Below are 23502 nucleotides of genomic sequence, written 5' to 3' on the forward strand. Positions count from 1 at the left end.
CGACCCAATCAAATTCTGTCAGAAACCTTCCCAAACATTATTAAAAAATTAAAATACTTTTTATTTTTTTTTAAAAAGATTTTGAAGTTACAATTTCTTTATATTAACTTTATTCAAATATTACAAACCAATTAATAACCCTAAGTCAAAATGGAAAAGACCAATTATGGACTTAAAGAGCTCATTATAAGCCTTCTATATTATGAAAAATCGTATTCTATTGCCGATCTCAGCTTATTAATTGGCAAAAGCATTCCGAGTACGACAAAAATAATTAATGAACTGGCTGATTACAACCTTATTATAGAAGACGGATTAGCTCCTTCTACAGGAGGTCGCAGGCCAATAAAGTATACGATAAACTCAAATCTAAATAAATTTATTCTTTCCGTAGCTATTGATCAGCATTATTCTACTGCTGTAATTTATGATCTTTCCAACGAAGAGCGTACGCCTGTATTTACAATAGAAAATCATCTGGATAACCATGATGAAGTATTTGACAATATTGTAGGCCTTATGGAGAAGACACTTCAACATGGCGAATTTAACCAAAGCAATATACTGGGAATAGGTATCAGTATGCCGGGATTTGTGGATAATAAACAGGGTACTAACGGTTCTTATAAGGACAAAAACACCAAATTGTATTATATCAAGCGCGAAATAGAAAACCGTTTTCAACTCCCTACGTTTATTGAGAATGACTCCACAGCGATTGCAATAGCGGAACAGAATTTTGGAAAAGCCAGAAATACCTCTCATTCACTTGTCATTAATATAGGCTGGGGTGTTGGATTGGGGATAATCGTAGATAATAAGCTTTTCAGAGGATACAGTGGGTATGCCGGGGAATTCAGTCATATTCCTCTTTCAGACAGCAACAAACTGTGTTCTTGTGGCAAAAAGGGCTGTCTGGAAGTCGAAGCATCTTTATCGGCAGCTGTTGAATTTGCTGAAGAGAAACTTCAGAGCGGTGAAAAATCCAAACTGGCAAATCATCTGACCAATGACCGGTTAGAGAGCAGCAATTCGCTTATACAATCTGCACTAAACGGGGATCAGCTTGCTATTTCGGCACTTACCAAGTCCGGCTATATGCTTGGAAAAGGAGTCGCTACATTAATCCATATCATGAATCCTGAAAAGATTATCCTGAGCGGTCGCGGATCTCAGGCCGGTCAGATTCTGATGCCTCAGATACAAACCGCAATCAATGAATTCTGTATACCCCGAATAGCACAAAAAACAAGTGTAGAGATATCCGATCTGAAAAACAAGGCACAATTGATAGGATCTGCCTGTATCGTATTGGAATATTCGCTATCCAAATTTGTAAACCTTAATTAATCATCAATAAAACATGAAACAATTCTATCAAACATGTTGCACAATCATGCTGCTATCGATCTTCTCGATAACAAGCGTATTTGCACAGCAGACCGTTACAGGAAAGGTAACGGATGCAAGTGGAAATGTTCCCGGAGTATCGGTTTCCGTAAAAGGAACTTCCCGCGGAACACAAACAGCAGCGGACGGAAGTTACTCTATTCAAGCATCAGAGGGAGACATCTTACGTTTCTCAATGGTCGGCTACAGCGCACAGGAAGTAACAGTAACAACTGCTAAAACGATTAATATCTTATTAGAAGAAAATCAAGGATCACTTGATGAAGTAGTGGTAACAGCTTTAGGTATTAAAAGAGAAGCGAAATCTTTAGGGTACTCCACTCAAAAAGTAGGAGGAGAAGAATTAACCAAAACCAATGCGCCAAACGCATTAGTCGGAGCTATGGGGAAAGTTTCGGGTATGAATGTCAGTTTGTCAAATGGAGTCGAGGGAGGCTCGCAACGCGTAGTCATTCGTGGTGCTGCGTCTCTGACGGGAGCAAATCAGCCTTTATATGTAGTAGATGGTATGCCTCTGGATAATAATCCGATTTCCAGCAGAGGAAATGACATTACAAAAGCAAACGGAGCTTCACAAGATTGGGGATCTGCACTAAATTTTATAAATCCGGATGATATCGAAGACATCACTGTATTAAAAGGTCCGACTGCAGCAGCTCTGTACGGAGCCCGTGGAGGTAATGGTGTAGTATTGATCACTACAAAAAAAGGGAAATTAAAAGAGGGATTTGGAATAGATTATAATTATACATTCCGCTCTAATGATCCTTTTCGTTTTCAGGAGATGCAAAATAAATATGGATATGGTGGAGCAATTGCACTTTATTCAAAAACACCAACATTACCTACTGATGGAAATGGTCAGTTGAGATATCCGGGAGAAGCTCCATGGACCAATTCAGGAATCACTGATCAAAAATGGTTAAGCCATGGTCAGGTACCAGGAGGTAAAAATACATACGATTACTTCAGCTGGTATGGAACAGGTGCATCATGGGGTGCAGAGATGGCTGGTCAGGAAATCACATGGTGGGATGGTACAAAAAGAAAATATTCTCCACAGCCGGATAACGTCCAGTCCTTTTACCGCACAGGAAATACACAAACGCACAATGTAGCGTTCAGCGGAGCAAATGACCTTGGAAGTATCAGACTCTCTTATACCAAACAAAATAATACTGCTATTATTCCAAACAGTGATTTTAGTAATAATACATTTAACCTTGGAAGTAATATCAAAATCACTAAAAAAGTGACTGCTGACGTTACAACAAGTTATATCAATTATTCCAGAAAAAATTCACCTGAAGTGGGTAACAGCAACAATTCGTGGGGAAAATTCTCTACCTACGGTATGTCAAGAGATTACCAGAATCTGGAAAAAGACATTTATCGGAATGCTGACGGAAGCAAAAATCTACTAGACGGATCAGTATATCCTCTAAGCTATCCATACGGTGGCTATGGAAAGGACATTTACTGGAATACTTTCATGAACAACTCTTATCTGAACAGAGATCAGCTGTTAGGTACCATTAAGTTGAATGCCGAAATTACAGACTGGCTTAGTGTAATGGGAAGAGCTTCAGGAAACTTCTCATCAGACGAAATAGAAAGAAAAAACTATCCAACCGATAAAGAAGGTGTACAGGGAACTTATGCACATGAATTGTATAAAACGACCGAACGTAACTTAGACTTTTTAGCCACAGCTAAAAAAGATAATCTGGGAGGATCAAAATTTAGTGGAAGTATTGCAGTAGGTGCAAGTTCCTGGTACTCTAACTACAGAGGTGTGCAGGCTAAAAATGATGGGCCCTTTGCTGTTCCGTATTTGTTTTATTTAAAAAACATTAATAAAACAGGTAATGCAATTGACTTTCAACCTGAAGAGGAGCGTATAGAACAACAAATAAACTCTGTATTTACCATCGGTAATATTTCCTACGACAACTTCCTTTTCTTAGAAGCAACTTTCAGAAATGACTGGGCTTCTACATTACCTAAAGACACACGCAGCTACAATTACCCTGCTGCATCCCTAAGTTATGTTTTTACGGAAAAGTGGAACGCTAGACCATCCTGGTTGGATTATGGTAAACTTAGGGCAGCTTTTGCAAAAAGTGCAATAGGTACAAAGCCTTATCAGACTTCATATATCTATAAAACAGGAATTTTCAATGGACAACCAACCCGCAGAATAGCCGAAAATCTATTGCCGGCAAGTACATTAAGGCCACAAAGATCTACTTCCTATGAGTTAGGTACGGATATGAGCTTTCTGCAAAACCGCTTAGGATTGACTTTCACCTACTATAAAGTAAATTCTACGGATCAGATTATCGACCTTAATATAGCTCCTTCTTCCGGTATAACAGGAGTAAGAACAAATTCGGGAGAACTGCAAAATCAAGGTATTGAATTCACCTTAAGAGGTACTCCAGTAAAAACCAAAGACTTCTCCTGGGATTTAACATTAAACGGAGCCCACAACAAAAACAAATTAGTCTACTTAGCTCCCGGTATCGAAGAATACTATCTTGATGAAATGTTTGGCATCAACGGTGTGACTATGAAAGTAAAAGTTGGTGACAACTTTGGTACAATTTACGGCACAGATTTTACCTACGATAAAGAAACAGGAAAGCGGATAGTCGAACAAGTGTTAGATGCAAATGGTCAGGTGGCAGGTACACGGTATAAAGTAACTACAGATCAGGTTGCCATCGGTAATGCAAACCCTAAACTTACCGGAGGTCTGGGAACAAATCTTCGTTATAAAAACTTCTCTCTGTACGCATTAGCGGACTTCAAATGGGGAGGAGATGTCTGGAGTGGCAGTTATTCTACAGCAATGGGAAATGGACAAGCTCCGGAAACCTTATACGAACGTGATGGCAATGGGTTAGCATATACTTATCCTGATGGTACAACTGCCAATCATGGTGTTATTATGGATGGTATTTTAGTAGATCCAAATGGTAACAGACTTGGAGAAAATACACAAGTTGTTCACTACATGTGGAAGTATGCAGGATCATATGCTGCCTGGTCAGGTATTAATATGCCACGTAGTTTAGCGGTTATGGATAATTCATGGGTCAAGCTTCGTGAGGTTAGGCTGACCTATCAGATCCCGAAATCAGTTGTTCAAAAGACCAAGTTTTTCCAGGGACTTAGTGCTTCTGTAATAGGACGTGATCTATTCTACATTTACACCAGCTTACCAGACAAGTTAAATCCGGAAGCGATTAACGGTATTGGAAATGCACAAGGCATTGAATTCGGCGCTTTGCCTGGCGTCCGCTCTTTCGGATTTAGCCTAAATGCTTCATTTTAAAATTTGTCAATCATGAAAAGAAATTATCTAAATACAATACTAGCCTTATCCATATGTGTAGGAACAGTCTCGATGTCATCTTGTACCAAAGATTTCGAAGAAATGAATACTCCATGGAAAGATGCACAGACTGCTGATATTAACAGCTTATACAATGGTATAGTAGCCAGTCTGGAACTAGGTGCTCAGGAGCAGGCGACTGCAAACACATGGATTTATCCTATTACACAGTTGGGTACTACAGTTGGAAATTCCAATTATAGCATGCAAAATGCCTCCAATGAACTTTGGGAAGAATATTACAGAGACCTTATCGGGATTCGCCAGATAGAAAAGTTAATATCAGAATCTCCGGATAAATCCAAATATCAAAATATTCAGGCCATGACAACTATCCTGAAAGCTTACAAAACTTTCAAAATAACTGATATTTTCGGTGATATACCTTATTCTGAAGCCGGAAAAGGAGATATGGGACCAACGAATTATGTTCCTAAATATGATTCACAAAAAGAATTGTACGAATCGCTTCTTAACGACCTCAAAAATGCAGTAGCTAGTCTCAGTACATCTGCTGATCAAATCAGTCTGGGCGGTTCTGAATCTTTATTTAACAACGACATTACTAAATGGAAAAAATTTGGTAATTCCTTAAGATTAAGATATGCATTAAGGATGAATGATGTGAATTCCAGCGCAGCTGTTCCTCATATTCAGGAAGCTCTCACCTTACCTCTTTTAGAGAACACCGAAAATGTAGGACTTACTCCAGCAGTTCAAAATTTTACTGGGGAATGGAGAGAATGGTCGTTTCATTCCGGAATTTACCTTCGTATGGGAAGTACAGCATGGAATATGTTAAGCAATTCTAATGCTACAAACGGATCCGGAATATTTGACCCGAGAGCTAAAATCTTCTTCGAAACAAATGTAAACAACCAATGGGTTGCAAAAGAGCAGAATGTGGCTACAACCGAAGCCGGAGAACCTTACAATAGACGCAGGGATGATGACTGGTCAAATAAAGGTGCTGGAAATCTTCTTTCTAACTTCAACTATTATTTTGGTCGTGACAAGAATATCCCTGAACTTATTATCACAGCGGCGGAAGTATACTTCCTTAAGGCTGAGGCTGCTGTCAAAGGGCTGGGAAGACCTGTCAGTCTTGCTGATGCCAAAACCCAATATGAAAATGGGGTTAAATCTTCTGTCAACTTTTGGGTATCCATGGCGATGCAAAGTGCAGTTTGGAAAGAAAACAAACCTACTGCTATGCCAACTACAAGTGAGTTGAATACCATTCTTGCGAATCCTAAAGTTGCATTTTCTACTTCATTGTCAGCACAGGATGCATTGAAATTGATATATGCTCAACGTTGGTTAGATAATTTCAGACAGCCATATGATGCATGGGCCTTATCCAGACAGACAGATGCTACTCCTAAGTCCACGGTTAGTAACAATCTGTATGAAAATGAATTTGGTAAAATAAAAAGGCTGAATTATGCTGAAAAAGAATATCAATTCAACAGACAAAACACCTTGCAGGCAACCAATAATCAAACGAATTCTGAAGAATGGCAGAAAGTGAAAGTCTGGTGGGATATTAATTAATTCCTACTATCCATTATTGAAAGGACACCTTACTGGTGTCCTTTTTTTGTTAATAAGCGTCGAGCTTTATAAAATAACACCTCTTTTTCAAGAAAACATATTAAACATATAACCAAATTATCAAAATACTTTTTGTTAAATTTTAAAAAGTATTTGAAGTTTATATCTTTTTAACATACCTTTAACGCCGAATCTATATTATTTTAACAATTAATGGATATGGAAAAGACCGTTTTAGGCCTTAAAGAATTACTTTTGAATCTGCTTTACTTCAATAGTACCTACACTATTGCGGAATTAAGCGGACTGACCAACAAGAGTATTCCCAGCATTTCAAAAATTGTTAATGAATTGCTTGAAGACGGAATACTTATCGAGGATGGCCTCGCCCCTTCTACCGGAGGAAGAAGAGCGATCCATTATGCGTTAAACGCAAAATTAAATTGTTACATTCTTACCGTTGCCATAGATCAGCATTACACGTCAGTAGTTGTATATGATCTGCATAATAAAGAAGTAACTCCTGTCCATACGATTGAAAATCATCTTGATCATCCCGAAGAAGCTTTTAGCAACATTGTCCGTCTGATTAATGAGCTGCTGACAAAACATCATTTATCTGCAGATAACATCCTTGGCATTGGTGTAAGTATGCCGGGATTTGTCGATAATGTATCCGGAACAAACGGATCTTTTAAAGATTTTCAGTTGTTCAATATTAAGAAAGAGTTTGAGCGGGTATTTGCTATCCCCACTTTTATAGAAAATGATTCTACTGCTATTGCCATTGCAGAGCAGAATTTCGGAAAAGCAAAAGAAATCTCCGATGCCTTGATTATCAATGTAGGCTGGGGAGTGGGTCTGGGAATCATCGTAGACAACAAACTATTCAGAGGCTTCAGCGGATATGCCGGTGAATTCAGCCATATCCCCTTGTCAAAAAGTAAAAAAATGTGTTCCTGTGGCAAGAACGGTTGCCTCGAGGTAGAAGCTTCCCTGTCTGCAGCAGCAGAACATTTTGAAGAAAGACTAGCAGCCGGTGAAAAGTCCGTCATTCAATATGAAGATTCACAAAATCAGCTTCAAAAAGCACAGCTTCTTATCAATGCCGCTCTTGGCGGTGATCAGTTGGCTATTTCAGTATTAAACAAATCGGCGTACATGCTGGGTAAGGGAATCGCAACCCTGATCCATATTATGAACCCGCAGAAGATAATCATCAGCGGCAGAGGTGCTGAAGCAGGAAAAATCCTGATGCCACAGATTCAAACCGCAATTAATGAATTCTGTATACCTAAAATATCCAACAAAACAGTTCTCGAGATTTCAGACATGAAAAATGCACAGCTTATCGGCACCGCATCTATCGTATTCGAATATTCACTTACCAAATTTGCAAACCTTAATAAATCATTAATAAAATGAAACAAATCTATCAATCATGTTGCATGATAGTAATGGTCTCGATCCTGTCGGTGACTAATCTATTTGCACAACAAAATGTTACGGGAAAAGTAACAGATGCTCAAGGAGCCGTTCCCGGAGTAACCGTATCGGTAAAAGGTACCGCACGCGGTACACAGACAGGCACAGACGGAAGCTACAGCATTCAGGCCAATGCAGGTGAAATCATTCGTTTTTCTATCGTAGGCTATACTGCACAGGAATTTACGGTATCTACAGCTAAAACGATTAATGTAACTCTAAAAGAAGATGCAGGAGCATTGGAGGAAGTCGTTGTTACAGCGATGGGGATCAAAAGAGAGGCAAAAGCATTAGGTTACGCTGTGTCAAACATCAAAGCGGATGAAATTACAAAGGCAGGAAATACCAATTTTGGATCGGCACTATACGGTAAAGCTCCGGGTGTGAAAATCACAACCGCTCCCGGTGGTGCCTCAAGTGCTGTAAACGTGCAAATCCGTGGTATCAACTCCCTGAATTATCAAAGACAGCCACTTTACGTCGTAGATGGTATTGTGATCAGAAATGATCAGCAAAACGGAAGTTCCGGTGCCAATAACAACAATTACTGGGGTGATCAGCGTATCAGAGGTAACGGTATGCTGGATATCAACCCTGCTGATATCGACAACATCTCTATCTTAAAAGGTGCTGCTGCAAGTGCACTTTATGGTTCGGATGCAGCGAGTGGCGTTATTGTCATTACCACAAAGAAAGGATCAAAAGGCAGAGGATTAGGTATTGATTTCAATTACAACGGATCTATCGAAAGAGCCGCTTTCTTACCTAAATTCCAGAATGAATATGGTCCGGGATACGATGCCGCTACCAATACCGCAAATGGTGCATCAGCAGAAGGATGGATTCCTGCAGCAGATTCACCATCAGGAAGACGTCCATACTTCCGTGCATACGGTAACTTTGGACCGAAATTCACAGGTGAGGAAGTGATGTGGTGGGATGGACAGGTACGTACCTATTCCGCAAGACCAAACAATTACTATGATATATTTGATAAAGGTTACAACTCCAATATCAATGTGGGTATCTCTAACCAGACAGACAATATCAATTACAGATTGAGTGCAACTCGCATGGACTACAAAAGTACAAGTCCGGGTAGTAAGCAAAATAAAAATACATTCAACTTAAACAGTTCCATTAAACTGAGTGACAAATTATCTACAGACATTGTAGCTAACTATATTAACACGAACACACATAACCGTTCTCATTTGTTAGGACAGGTATTGGGCTCTTTTGACGGATTCTTTAGCAGAACAGAGGATATGTCTGCATTAAAAAATGCTTACGAAACTGCAGACGGATATAAATATTCAAGATTCGGAACCGGAAGACCTGGTGATTTAAAATATACCATCCGTCCATACAATCTGATGGATTACTTCTGGACACAGTACAAAAACAACTACGATGAGACAGAAAACCGTCTCTTAACGAGTGCTACATTAAACTGGGATGTCATCAAGAACCTGAGATTCCGTGGAAGAATTGGTAATGACCTTACTTCTGCTACCAGTCGGTACGAACAGTATAATGAGTATCCTACAGCCTATAATTCTACTACAGAAAGTACTGGTGGTTATACGACAACAAAAGGAGTCTATTCTATTTTGTACGGAGATGCAATGTTAACGTATTCCAACAAGATCAACGAAGATTTTGATTATTCGGCGAGCGTAGGTTTCCAATCCCGTTCAGAAAAATATGATGACCAGTCGTCCGGCACAAATGCAGGTCTGGTAACCGAAAACTGGTTTAGTCTGAGCAACAGTTATGCAATACCTAACACTTCTAATACGAGAAAAGAAATGTTAAAGTATGCATACTTCGGATCATTGAATGTTGGTTACAAAGGATACCTTTACCTGGACGGAACATTCAGATCTGAGTATTCTTCTACCCTGCCTGTGCAGAACAATAATTACAAGTACGGTTCTGTTAGTGGAAGTTTTATCTTTTCTGATGCTTTCAACTTGATAAATGATACATTCAGCTATGGTAAATTAAGAGCTTCATATGGTATCGTAGGTAATGATGCAGGTATTTACCTGGCCAATATCGCTTACAATCAAACCTCACTACAAACTATAAACGGATCTGTTCCTTCCCTGACATACGGAAATTCATATGGTAACTTAAATCTGAAACCGGAGCGTAAGTACGAAACAGAGTTTGGGGTAGAATTGAAATTCCTGAAAAACAGACTTGGATTGGATGCGAGTTACTATACCAACCGTATTGAAGATCAGATTCTTCCATTAGCGGCACCAGCTTCATCGGGAGCGACTTCTCAGGTATTAAATGTCGGAGAGATCGCTAACAACGGGGTTGAGATTTCCCTTTCCGGTACACCGATTCAGAATGAAGTATTTACCTGGACTTCCCGCATCAACTACGCTTTCAATCAGTCAAAAGTTAACTCATTGGCAGAAGGGGTAGACGAATTGGTATTCTATGATTCGGATCAAAGTTCATTAAGAATTGTCGCAAGACCGGGTGAAAAATTAGGAAATATCTATGTATATCCTTTGGCAACAGATGGCAACGGTAATAACCTGATTACTGACGAAGGTTATTATGTAGTTGATAAGACACAATACAAAAATGTAGGTAACATTCTTCCGAAAGCAATAGGTGGATGGACCAATACATTTACATATAAAAACTTTATGCTGGATTTCACAGCTGACTATCGTTTTGGCGGAAAAATGGTTTCCCAGAATCTGAAATATGGTATGAGTGCAGGTCAGTATGAAAATACTCTTCCGTACAGAGAAGGTGGTGTAACACTTCAGGGCGTTAATGAAAAGACAGGTGCACCTAACACGGTCAACCTGAGTGCGGCAGAGTATTACATGAACACATTTGGTTGGGGAGCAGATTCCTGGAATGAAAAAGGTGCAGTATATGACAACAGCTTTATCAAACTAAGAGAGCTTTCTATCGGATACAAAATTCCGGATGCTTTCACAAGCAAACTCAAAATCAACAATCTTCGTGTATCCCTGATCGGAAGAAACTTATTCTATTTCTACAGAACATTAGATAATCTGGATCCGGAAGCCCCAGTTGGAAACCAGTGGTGGTCACAAGGTGTAGACGTTGGTTCTACAGCTGCTACCCGTAGTTTCGGATTTTCTTTGAATGCTAATTTCTAATCCATCAATCCTTTACAAAATGAAAAAATCACTATTATATATTTTGTTTTCAGGACTTACTCTTCTATCCTTCACAGGCTGTAAGAAAGATCTTGAAGATAAATTTCAAAACCCAGATGCCTCTACACAGGCAAACATTCCGGCTTTTTTCACAGACATGCTCAACAATGACCGCGTAAGACCATCTTACTGGCATTACAGAACTTTCATTCTTTCCAATCAGGCCATATATACACAGACCGCATCCTTCTATCCTTCTAATACAATGTATCAGCCAAATGACGGATATGCATATAATTACTGGACAGATTTTTATGCACCAGGTGTATTAGGTATCTACCGTGCAATGGAAGTGGCTTATGCAAATCTTCCGGAGACAGAAAGAGCAACCAAGGAAGTATTCCTGAATGCAGGTAAAGTTGTTCTATTTGATGAGGCATCAAAAATGATTGATAACTTCGGTGATATTCCTTTCAGTGAAGCAGGTAGCTTACCGACTAACAGTACGATCATCAAACCAAAATTTGATGATCAGAAAGAGCTATACTATTCGTTTATAGATGAACTGAAAGCGCTGAACCTTTATTTTGAAAAAGCCAGTACCAATGCAGATTTTTCAAAGTATGACATTCTGAATAGCGGAAACATCCAGAAATGGAGAAAATACACGAATTCATTACGTCTTCGTCTGTTAATGAGAATTTCGAATGTGGATGAAACCAAAGCCAGAACAGAGATTATGGAAATGCTGGGAAATGCTACTCTATATCCGTTAGTTGACGGATCGGGTAATCCAAATTACTCTCCGAAAGCAGATGATATCTTATTATATCCATTGACAAACAACACAACCAGTCTGAGACAGGCCTTATTAGAAGGACCTAATCACTATGCAACGGACTATATGTTGAATAAAGTGATGCTCCCTTCTAATGATCCGAGAATCCCTGTATTCTATGATAAATTCGGAAGAACAGTTAACGGAGAATTTATCCAAAACAAAGAGTATAGAGCTATGCCTATTGAGTTTACTTCAGCAGATATGGAAAACAACTTCCAGGATTATGCAGTGCTGGACTCTGCTACATTCTTTGATAATGTAGCTACTCCGGGTATTGTGATCAATGCTTCAGAAGTCAATTTCATCAAAGCGGAAGCGCACCTGAGATGGGGTAACGAAGCAGATGCAAAGACGGCTTATGACTTAGGTGTCAGACAATCTGTTACGTTCTACTACTACCTTAATAATCTGAATACTTCCGGATTAAAAACAGAACAAAAACCAGCAGAAGAAATTATCTCTGAATTTGTAGATAATTCGGCAGCTTCCTTTACCGGAGATGCAACCAAAAAATTAGAACTTATTATCACGCAAAAATGGTTACATTTCGGTTATTTACAGGCACAACAAGCCTGGTCTGAATACAGAAGAACTGAACTTCCAAAACTGACATTCCAGACAGCAGGTCTTGTTAACTATGCTAATCCTCCAAAAAGATTAACATATCCAAGTACGGAAGTTTCAAACAACAATGTAAACTACCAGGCTGTTAAAAGTAAAGACACCAGAGACACGAAGATATTCTGGGATATTAAGTAATAAATCTATTTCAATTCATAAAAAAGCTGCCAATTGGCAGCTTTTTTTGTTAAAAATCAGTATTTTTAAAGTTGATAAAAAATCACCCCTAAGCATTTATATGAAATGAAATTACGTACACTATTATTAACCGCCTTCCTGAGCAGTAAATTGCTAAATGGTTTCAGCCAGGAGCATAATGTATCAGCAGGATACCAACAACCCACAGATCCGCAGGTTATCCGGAATCTGGAAAACTGGCAGGACATGAAATTCGGACTTTTTATGCATTGGGGCACTTATAGTCAATGGGGTATTGTAGAGAGCTGGTCTCTATGTCCGGAAGATGAAGGATGGACACAACGCAAGCCTGAGCACGGATCGTCTTATTACGAATACGTAAAGAATTATGAAAATCTTCAAAAGACTTTCAATCCCACGGCCTTCAATCCTGAAAAGTGGGCTGCAGCAGCTAAAGGTGCAGGTATGAAATATGTGGTGTTTACCACCAAGCATCATGACGGATTTGCCATGTTTGATACGAAACAATCAGATTATAAGATAACCGATTCCAAAACTCCATTTTCCAGCAATCCCAGAGCAGATGTAACAAAAGAAATCTTTAATACATTCCGCAAAGACGGATTCAAGATCGGCGCTTATTTCTCTAAACCGGATTGGCATACCGAATACTACTGGTGGTCATATTTCCCGCCAAAAGACAGAAATGTAAACTACGATCCAACCAAATATCCGGAACGCTGGAAGCAGTACAAGGATTTCACCTTTAATCAGATTAACGAACTTACGTCTAACTACGGAAAAGTAGATATACTCTGGCTGGACGGAGGATGGGTACGTCCGTTTAAAACCATAGATCAGTCTGTTGAATGGCAGCGTACAATCAAGGTAGAACAAGATATTGACATGGACCGGATCGGTACTATGGCGCGTAAAAATCAACCCGGAATTATTGTAGTAGATCGTACTGTACCGGGAGCATGGGAAAACTACGTCACACCCGAACAGGCTATTCCTGATCATAAAATGGATATTCCATGGGAAAGCTGTATCACAATGGGAAATTCATTCAGCTATGTCCCTAATGATCAGTATAAACCAACCAAAAAGATCGTAGAGACTTTGGTCAAAATTATATCCCGTGGTGGTAACTACTTATTGAATATAGCTCCCGGACCAAACGGAGACTTTGATCAGGCAGCATATGACCGCTTAAAAGAGTTGTCTGCATGGATGCAGATTAATGAAAGTGCTGTTTTTGCCACCCGTCCTGTTGCTCCCTACCATGAAGGAGATTATTATTATACAAAAAGCAAAGACAATAAGACTGTGAATGTATTTCACCTGTCTGACAACACGGCCTACACCATGCCGCAGGAATTTACCTTTACATTACCCGAAAACTTCAATCCTAAATCGGTTGAAATCTTAGGCTATAAAGGCAAATTAAAATGGACGAAAACAGCAGATAAAGTCACCATCAAAAAACCAGACAGCAGCCTGAATTATGCGGCCGTTATTCGTTTAGTTTCAAAATAAAAAACCCATAAGCAATTGGGTTGACCGTTTATGCAACCCGTTGCTTTTTACCTATCAGCTATTTATGAAAAAACAAACAGTTTTGCTTTCTGCAGCTTTATTACTTCAATCATTTGTAAGCTTCGGACAGCAAAAACCAATTTACAAAGATCCGGCTCAACCAATCGAAAAAAGAGTACAGGATCTTTTAAGCCGAATGACTCCGGAAGAAAAATTCTGGCAATGCTTTATGATTCCGGGAGATTTAGACCATGTCTCCAAAGATCAGTATAAACACGGTATCTTCGGATTTCAGGTTAGTGCCGGTACACAGGGTGGCGGAGCGGCCGGACAGCTCTTACAGTACAATGCCAATGAAGGCGCGGAACAACTTGTGCGTAAGATCAATGCCATTCAAAAGTATTTCGTAGAACAGTCCCGTCTCGGGATTCCTATTATTCCGTTTGACGAGGCACTTCACGGACTCATGCGCGAAGGCGCTACAGCTTTTCCGCAGGCCATAGGTCTGGCTTCCACATTTGATCCTGCTCTGATGCATGACGTAGCAACAGCAATCGCTACCGAATCGCGCCTGAGGGGTATCAGACAAATTCTGACACCCGTTGTTAATCTGGCGAATGATGTAAGATGGGGAAGAACAGAAGAAACTTACGGTGAAGATCCTTACCTCAGCTCCGTAATGGGAGTAGCCTTTGTGAGCGCTTTCGAAAAACAGGATATTATTACGACACCTAAACATTTTCTGGCCAATGTCGGAGATGGAGGACGTGACTCCTACCCTATTTTCTGGAATAAACGCTTTTTAGAAGAAACACATCTGGTACCTTTTAAAAAAGCATTTCAGCAAGGAAAAAGCCGCTCAGTAATGACCGCTTACAACCTGATCGACGGCCGTCCTTCCACAGCCAGTAAGTGGTTGCTGACAGACAAACTGAAAGGCGAATGGAAATTTGACGGATTTATTATCTCTGACGCCAGCGCAGTTGGTGGATCTACCGTATTGCATTACACTGCCAAAGATTATCCGGATGCATCAGCACAGGCAATCAATGCCGGATTAGATGTCATTTTCCAGACAGAATACGATCATTACAAACTGTTCATGCCTCCCTTTCTGGACGGAAGAATTTCCAAAACCCGTATTGATGATGCGGTGTCCCGGGTATTGAAAGCTAAATTTGAACTGGGACTTTTTGAACAACCTTATGTCAGCGAAAAAGATATTCAAAAATTAGTTACGCAAATCAACAACAAACCTATTGCACAACAAGCTGCCGAAGGATCTTTTGTCTTGCTCCAAAATCAGAATCAAACCCTTCCCATTAATGCATCGTACAAAAAAATCCTGATCGTAGGAGAAGAAGCTACGGCAGCACGATTAGGCGGGTACAGTGGTCCCGGAAATGGTAAAGTCAGCATACTGCAGGGTATACAGGAGTATGCTAAAGGAAAAGGACTCGATATCCGGTATGCCAAAGGTATCACCATGAAATTGCTCTCTACGCGTATCGTAGATCCTGCTTACCTGACTTCAGGAAATGCGAAGGGACTTAAAGGTGAGTATTTTAACAATGCATCCGTATCAGGAACACCGGCCTTCACCCGTACAGATGAAAAAATAGACTTTAGCTGGACATTAGGTTCTCCGGATGACAAGCTTAAAATGGATCAATACAGCATCCGCTGGACGGGTCAGATCAGTTCTCCTGCCTCCGGTATATATGAAATTGGATTAAAAGGAAATGATGGTTACCGTCTCTATGTGGACAATAAGCTGATCGTGGATAAGTGGGAAAAAGAAAGTTACTCAACCACCACAGCTCCGTTTACATTTGAAAAAGGTAAAAGCTACCCTATCCGCGTAGAGTTTCGTGAAATGCGTGGCAATGCCCATATTGAATTAGTGTGGAATTACGGATTGCCGGATTATAAAAAAGATTATGACGAAGCATTAGCTAAAGCGAAAGAAGCGAATTATATTATCGTCACGACCGGAATACACGAAGGAGAATTTCAGGACCGTGCTCTTCTCAATCTGGAGGGCAATCAGGAACAATTTATTCAGGAAGTATCTTTATTAAATAAACCGACAACGGTAGTCCTTGTCGGTGGTTCTGCAATCAAGACAACAGCATGGAAGGATAAAGTAGGTGCTATCCTCAATGTATGGTATCCGGGAGAAGAAGGAGGTCATGCTATAGCCAATACCTTATTCGGGAAGATAAGCCCCTCCGGTAAACTGCCGATAACGTACCCCGTCCATGAAGGTCAGCTGCCGTTGGTGTACAATCACCATCCAACAGGACGTGGCGATGATTATCACCACCTGAGCGGTGAACCTTTATATCCGTTTGGTTTCGGATTAAGTTACAGTACATTTGACTTTACAAACCTGACTTTAGAAACTCCTGCAGTTTCAAATCAGGAACTTATTCGTTTTTCGGTAGATGTAACCAATACCGGTAAGGTAGATGCTGCAGAAGTAACACAGGTATATGTAAGAGATTTGCTCAGCTCTGTATCCCGCCCGGTACTGGAACTCAAAGCATTCAAAAAGGAATTTATAAAGGCCGGAGAAACGAAGAAGATACATTTTACTTTGAACCCTCAGGAACTTGCTTTCTTTGATGAACAGATGAACTGGACAATCGAACCCGGAGAATACCGGATACTTATTGGCAATTCGTCAAAAAATCTTCCTTTAAAAGCCACCGTTTCTATCCGATAAGCTATGAACAGATTCATTTTATACTGTGCAGTTCTCCTGTTATTCGGTTCTTGTAAAGGTATACGGCCGACAGTGGTGAAAACAGGTTTTCTATTTGAAGAAAACAGATATTTTGCGCAATGTCATGCTTCTACTCTTGCAGAAACAGCTTCCGGGGAGATCCGGGCTTCCTGGTTTGGAGGAACACATGAGGGAAATAAAGATGTGGTCATCTGGAGTTCGGCATTCGACGGTCAGAAATGGTCTGCTCCGGTCTCTGTTGCCGATGGAATCAGCCATGATACAGTACGTTATGCCTGCTGGAATCCAGTGCTGTTTAAAGCAAAAGAAGACAATACACTGTATCTCTATTATAAAGTAGGACCGAATCCCCGTGAATGGTGGGGTGCAGTAAAGACTTCAGCAGATAATGGCAAGACGTGGTCGTCAGCCCGTCTGTTGCCAAAGGGTATTTTAGGCCCGGTTAAAAATAAGCCATTGGAACTCTCAAATGGCATTATTCTGTCTCCATCCAGTGTAGAGGTCACTGAAGACCGGTGGATAGGAAATATTGAACGCAGCGATGATCAGCAGAAGTCATGGACCAGTTACCCTATTGATCATAATTCCCCGTTCAACATTATTCAACCCAGTATTTTACAGCATGCCGATGGGAGACTTCAGGTACTTTGCCGCAGCAAAGAAGGATTTGTCATGACTTCATGGTCTTCTGATGAAGGGAAAAACTGGTCAGCATTATCTAAAACAAATATGATCAATCCCAATTCGGCTACCGATGCTATCCGTGTCAAAAATGGTTTTCTGATCGTTTACAATCCCGATATTCCGGGAAAAGACTGGTGGGAAGGCAGAGCCAGACTCCGGCTTGCGTATTCAAAAGATGGGATCATCTGGAAAGATATTCTGGTATTGGAAGACCAGGATAAAGGAGAATTCAGTTATCCAACGATTATACAGGATACCAAAGATCTGGTACATATTACATATACCTACAACCGTAAGAATATTAAACATATTATCTTAAAAATCTGATATGAATTAACTAAATTTAGAATTTAATCCTAATCCCCGATCTGATGAAAAAACTATTTCTTATCCTTTCCATACTCATTAGCTTATCGTTTAGCTCCTTTGCCCAGCTCAGTCCGGAAAAGCGGACCGAATGGTTCAAGCATGATCGGTTTGGAATGTTTATTCATTGGGGACTTTATAGTGCTGCAGAAGGTTTATGGAAGGGAGAAAAACTGCGTTATGTAAATAATTATGCAGAATGGATCCGGTACCGCAACCGTATTTCTAAGGAGGAGTACGGCACACTTGCAACCCGCTTTGACTGGGATAAGATCAACCCGGAACAATGGGTATTACTGGCAAAAGAAGCCGGAATGAAGTACATCATTATCACGACCAAACACCACGACGGAGTAGCCATATGGGACACCAAAATAGGTGATTACAGCCTGCCTAAACTCAGCGGAAGCAAGCGCGATGTGATCAAGGAGCTGGCAGATGCCTGCCGTAAACATGGCATGAAACTGGGGTTTTATTATTCACACTGGATAGACTGGGAACACCCTTATGCCTGGAATCATATGCAGGAATTGACCGGACGTGTCACCGATGCGCAATTCAATCAGTACTGGCAGGAAAAAGCTTTACCTCAGTTAAGAGAGCTGCTCACCAATTACGGGGATATCGCGATTATGTGGTTTGATATGTGGATACCGTATCAAAAAACTATTTTCAAAAAAGAACAACTGGATCAGGCTATTGCTTTAATACGTGAGCTTCAGCCCAATTGTCTTATCAATTCCCGACTTGGACTACCTGCTTCTGACCCGAATATTGATTTTGAGACATTGGGAGATAATCAATTCGGAACAGCCTATACAACTCACCCCTGGGAAACTCCGGGTACCATAGCGCACTCCTGGGGCTATAATGCACAGGAAAATGAATGGAAATCTACAACACAGTTGTTCAATTCATTAATCGGAAATGTCAGTATGAACGGAGATTTCACTCTTAACATCGGTCCCCGTGCTGATGGAACAGTTCCTTATGAAAGCATAAGCCGGCTCCGCGATTTAGGGAACTGGCTGACAAAAAACGGAGAAGCATTATATGGCAATACAGGGCTCGGGCTTCGCACAGATCAGCATGACTGGGGCAAACTGACAACAAAAATGGTTAACGGCAAACAAATGGTCTATGCTCATGTCTTTAACTGGCCGTTGGATCACATTCTCCGTGTCAGCGGCATCAGTTCCACTCCTTCAGGCGTAGAATTGTGGAAAGAAGATGGAAGTAAAGAAAAGTTAACATTCGATCAGACAGGACCTTTGATCCACGTGAAATTACCTTCTTCTCAAAGTAATCCTTTTGTTTCTGTCGTTGCTTTTGAATTTCCGCAGGCTGTTACATTAGAAAAGGATATTGCAGGTGAATCGACATTCGGAGGATTTTCATTAAACAGCACCAATACGGTCAATAAGGACTTTAAAATAGTCAGATATGATGGTCTCAAACCGACCCATCTGATCATAGATCAACCGAAAGAAATCCGCTGGAAAGTATATATTCCAAAAGCAGGAACTTATACTGTAGCAGTATCCGCTCACAACCCGAATAAAGAAAACGTGGAAATTAAAGTATCTGAAGGAAACCATCAACTGGAAGGGAAAATTCTGCCAACCGGCAAAATGGTAGCCGAACCAAATGAAAATAACTATGTTGATGAATTTGTAGACAGTACTACCGGAACACTTCAATTTTCAAAAGCCGGAGCATATGAAGTCAGGTTTCAGATAAAAGGAACCAAACCACTATGGTTAAACAGAATCTGGCTGGAAGAGAGGTAAAATACCTTTATAAAAAAGCGATGCCCTGAATGTTAACATTCAGGGCATCGCTTTTTTATATCCTAACTATCTCAAAATCTTGCTAGGTTAGGATATACTTTATCAGTTCGTTTATGCAATAATCCTATATTATTACATCACTAAACAAGTAAATGAAAACTGCTTTCATATAATAAGAAGTGCTCGAAATAATAGCTCTGAGCACTTCTTTTTACAATATTCACATTATCTCATTTATTTATTGAAAAGCACAATAAAATCTTTGTTAAATCTTTACTTATTAACAAAGATTAAATCAAAAAATACATAAACAAACACAATCTTATTATTTTTTTTTAAAAAGATTTGGAAGTTATATACCCATTGTGTTAAATTTATGTAATTATTATTACCTGAAAATAACCTAATTCACATGAAGCAATTCTACACATCATGCTGTATGATAGTCATGGTATCTGTTTTTTCGATATCCAGTCTATTTGCACAACAATCCGTCACAGGGAAAGTGACGAGTACGACCGGGAATGTAGGCGGAGTAACGGTAGCTGTTAAAGGCACCTCCCGCGCAACCCAAACAAAAGAGGATGGTAGCTATACCATTCAAGCCCAGAAGGGAGAAACCATACGATTTTCCATTGTAGGTTATATCGCCCAGGAAATCCAAGTGGCCAACAGCAATACAATCAACGTGACTCTTACTCCAGAAGAAGGAGCTTTGGATGAAGTTGTAGTAACAGGTTTTGCTGAACGCAAAAGAAGCCAGATCGGTTCAGCTGTTACAACAGTGTCAGGAGAAGACATTCGCAGAACAGGAGCAATTAATCCTATCACAGCATTACAAGGTTTGGTACCGGGATTACAGGTTCAGCCGGGAGTTGGCGGCCCCCAATCCACACCTATCTTTCGTATTCGGGGTAGTGCCTCTTTGGATCCTTACAACAACCAACCTTTGATCGTTATTGATAATATTATCATGGATCAGGATATGGTGTTACCAAATCGAGGAGGAAATCAGGATTTTGGAAATATCTTAAAAGATCTTAACCCAGATGATATTGAGAATATTACTGTATTAAGAGGTGGTGCAGTTACGGCATTATACGGTAGCCGGGCTCAAAGTGGTGTTATCTTAATAACAACTAAAACCGGATTTTCACAAAGAGGACTGGGTGTAACAATCACTCAAAATACGCAATGGGACCAAGCGTATAAAACGTTGGATTTTCAAAATGAATTTGGCCCGGGTACAACAGGTGGAGACAGAGACTTTGTCAAAACACCAAGTGGTCAACTTCAGGTACCAGCTACAGCATTCAATTTCGGTCCAAGATTTAATGGACAGACATTATTAGATTACGACGGTCGTGAAATTGTTTTTTCTGCTAAACCTAATAACATGCTGGATGCCTACAGAACAGCTATAAGTAACAATACTACAGTAGGCATTTCCGGTGGTAATGCTCAGGGATCTTTCCGTCTTTCCTATTCAAGAAACGGTTCTCAAGGTATTACACCAAACAATGATTTCACTAGAAATAGTGTTAATTTCCGTGGAACTCAGCGTCTGTTAGGAAAAGTAATTGTTGATGCAAACGTTTCTTATGTGAAAAGTGAAGCTCGTAATGCAGCAGACGTTGGAGCAGGGAATGCAATGTTGTCAGGTAATACGTCTGCAGGAAGTGTATTAGTCAATTTTGTATCAGGAATGCCACGCTATTACGACACGAAATACTGGATGGATAACTATAAAGCTGCTACAGGAGGCTGGAACAGAGCCGATGAGACGGGTTTTTCTAGTGTATTGTACAATTTGTATGAGAATAATCGTGTTACTAATGATGATAACGTACGTGGTTCCATTGATGTACAGGTTCCTTTTACAGATTACTTGAAATTTCAAGGTTTTGTAAATATAAATTACCTTGGAAGTAATTATGAAAACAGAACCAGAGGACGTGACTCTGCTTATGCAAATCCGGAATACTCAACCAGCATGAGCAGTAGATTTACTTCACAATTTAGAGGGGCTTTACACTACACCAAAAAAATAAATGACTTCAACATGATGTTGTTAGGTGGAGGGGAATACTATAGTTTCAGTTCAAAAGGACAAAACGCACGTATTGACGGTGCAATCTATCCAGATATCTACCGTCTGAGCAACTCGCGAAACCGAGTAATTGCTGGTGAAGAAAAACCAAATGCAAGACATTTAGGTTCTCTATTTTATCAGGCTTCTTTTGATTACCGTGATGATGTAACTTTAAATATTTATGGCCGTAATGACTGGAATTCTTCTTTAGTCTACAATGACGGACACGGAACCTATTCATATTTCTATCCAGGAGCTGATGTTATCTGGAAGTTTAATGAAACGTTTAAGGACAAGTTACCTATATTCAACTATGGTGCACTTAGACTATCATATGTACAGACGGGTAATGGAACAGGGGCATATACCACAAATACAGGAGCATATTCAACAGGAGGAGCTTACAACGACTACTTAGGCAGATCTGTTCTTAACTATGGCTACCAAAGTAATACATTACCGAATCAGAGTTTACGCCCGGAACGCACAACCAAATACGAAGCTGGTCTTGAAGTCAGAATGCTGAACAACAGAGTAGGAACTAACATTTCATACTATTCTCAAGATTCAAAAGATCAGATTATCAGTTTCGTTACAGAAAGCACATCAGGAGTAACTGCTGCTCTATTAAATGGTGGTAAGGTTCGCAATAAAGGAATTGAGCTGGTTTTATTTGGTATACCAGTTAAAACAGATAATTTCTCGTGGGATACTCGTTTCAATTATACTCGTAACCGCAATACTATTTTATCTCTTCCTTTCGGATTGGAATACATCGGAGTTGGTGGAGGAGACGGCTATCAGGCTGTTGCTAAAGTAGGAGGAGATTATGGAACTGTTATAGCTCCCTATGCCTATGCAAAATATCAGGCTGTAGATGGAAATGGAAATCCTACAGAAAGCGCGCTTAACGGTAAGCGTGTACTTTCTTCTCCTAACGGAACTTCTACAATATATGAGCGCGCAGCTAATTATACCCAAGGAATTGATAAAGCTCCGGTTTTAGGCTCTATTCTACCTAAATTCTTAGGTAACTGGAGAAATACATTCAACTACAAAACATTCCAATTGGTAGTCGCAGTAGATGCTAAATATGGCGGAATGGTGTATTCTTCAACAAAAGACTTTGGTTCATGGTTGGGGACTTTGAAAAGTACATTACCTGGTCGTTCAGAAGAATTTGGAGGTGTAGCATTTACAACCGCTGCAGGTGTTGCAAGAAATGACGGGGTTATTCTTGATGGTATTTATAAACAAGGAACTACCGTAAATTTCGGTGGTAAAGTCGTAGACATCTCAGGTATGTCACATCAAGAAGCGGTAGATGCTGGTTATATGCGTCCGGCAAGTGCAGCAGCGTATTACAGTAATTCACACTCCTGGTTTAGTGGTATCCGAGAGCGTTCTATGTATGAGTCTTCTTGGGTTTCAGTACAACAAGTTAGCTTAAACTATGACCTCCCGTCAACATTTGCTAAAAAATTAAAAATGAACGGATTACGTGTTGGAGTATATGGTAATGATTTATTCTTTATATACAACAGTGCGCCTGATAATTTTAATCCGTATAGTATTAATGACAGTGGTTCAGGTGCTATGAATGAAGGATCGGCAATGCCTTATGTTCGTCGGTTTGGTTTTAGTATCAATGGTAGTTTCTAGTGTGTAGGTA

General features: G+C 40.0%; 11 protein-coding genes. All 11 read left to right on the forward strand.

Translation table 11 applies throughout. The features are described 5' to 3' along the window. Positions 1 to 150 precede the first annotated feature (150 nt). Positions 151 to 1350, forward strand: coding sequence for an ROK family protein (locus HMPREF0766_RS11045; protein ID WP_002997068.1), 1200 nt, complete (start codon positions 151 to 153; stop codon positions 1348 to 1350). A 13-nt stretch (positions 1351 to 1363) separates the two neighbouring features. After that, positions 1364 to 4750, forward strand: a complete 3387-nt coding sequence (locus HMPREF0766_RS11050) for a SusC/RagA family TonB-linked outer membrane protein (RefSeq protein ID WP_236590409.1) — start codon at positions 1364 to 1366, stop codon at positions 4748 to 4750. Between the two features lie 12 nt (positions 4751 to 4762). Then, on the forward strand, positions 4763 to 6364 hold the full coding sequence (locus HMPREF0766_RS11055) for a SusD/RagB family nutrient-binding outer membrane lipoprotein (RefSeq protein WP_081454847.1): 1602 nt from the start codon (positions 4763 to 4765) through the stop codon (positions 6362 to 6364). A gap of 219 nt (positions 6365 to 6583) precedes the next feature. Beyond that, positions 6584 to 7789: an ROK family protein gene (locus HMPREF0766_RS11060; RefSeq protein WP_037460299.1), complete on the forward strand. Its 1206-nt coding sequence runs from the start codon at positions 6584 to 6586 to the stop codon at positions 7787 to 7789. Beyond that, a complete protein-coding gene (locus HMPREF0766_RS11065) occupies positions 7786 to 11010 on the forward strand; it encodes a SusC/RagA family TonB-linked outer membrane protein (RefSeq protein ID WP_002997077.1) in 3225 nt (1074 codons plus the stop codon). Before HMPREF0766_RS11060 ends, HMPREF0766_RS11065 begins: the two co-directional genes overlap by 4 nt. Before the next feature lie 19 nt (positions 11011 to 11029). Beyond that, entirely contained in the window at positions 11030 to 12610 is a 1581-nt protein-coding gene (locus tag HMPREF0766_RS11070) for a SusD/RagB family nutrient-binding outer membrane lipoprotein (RefSeq protein ID WP_236590408.1), read from the forward strand. Positions 12611 to 12715: 105 nt separating this feature from the next. Next, positions 12716 to 14149, forward strand: coding sequence for an alpha-L-fucosidase (locus tag HMPREF0766_RS11075; protein WP_002997082.1), 1434 nt, complete (start codon positions 12716 to 12718; stop codon positions 14147 to 14149). A 64-nt stretch (positions 14150 to 14213) separates the two neighbouring features. Next, on the forward strand, positions 14214 to 16877 hold the full coding sequence (locus HMPREF0766_RS11080) for a glycoside hydrolase family 3 N-terminal domain-containing protein (protein ID WP_002997084.1): 2664 nt from the start codon (positions 14214 to 14216) through the stop codon (positions 16875 to 16877). 3 nt (positions 16878 to 16880) lie between these two features. Then, entirely contained in the window at positions 16881 to 17909 is a 1029-nt protein-coding gene (locus HMPREF0766_RS11085; RefSeq protein ID WP_002997087.1) for a sialidase family protein, read from the forward strand. Positions 17910 to 17953: 44 nt separating this feature from the next. Further along, positions 17954 to 19738, forward strand: coding sequence for an alpha-L-fucosidase (locus HMPREF0766_RS11090; protein ID WP_002997089.1), 1785 nt, complete (start codon positions 17954 to 17956; stop codon positions 19736 to 19738). Positions 19739 to 20150: 412 nt separating this feature from the next. Continuing rightward, the gene (locus HMPREF0766_RS11095) at positions 20151 to 23492 is read left to right on the forward strand and encodes a SusC/RagA family TonB-linked outer membrane protein (protein WP_236590407.1); all 3342 of its coding nucleotides are present in this window, start codon (positions 20151 to 20153) and stop codon (positions 23490 to 23492) included. Positions 23493 to 23502: the final 10 nt, after the last annotated feature.

Origin of the sequence: Sphingobacterium spiritivorum ATCC 33861 (assembly GCF_000143765.1) — a bacterium.
In the GTDB taxonomy this organism is placed as follows: domain Bacteria; phylum Bacteroidota; class Bacteroidia; order Sphingobacteriales; family Sphingobacteriaceae; genus Sphingobacterium; species Sphingobacterium spiritivorum.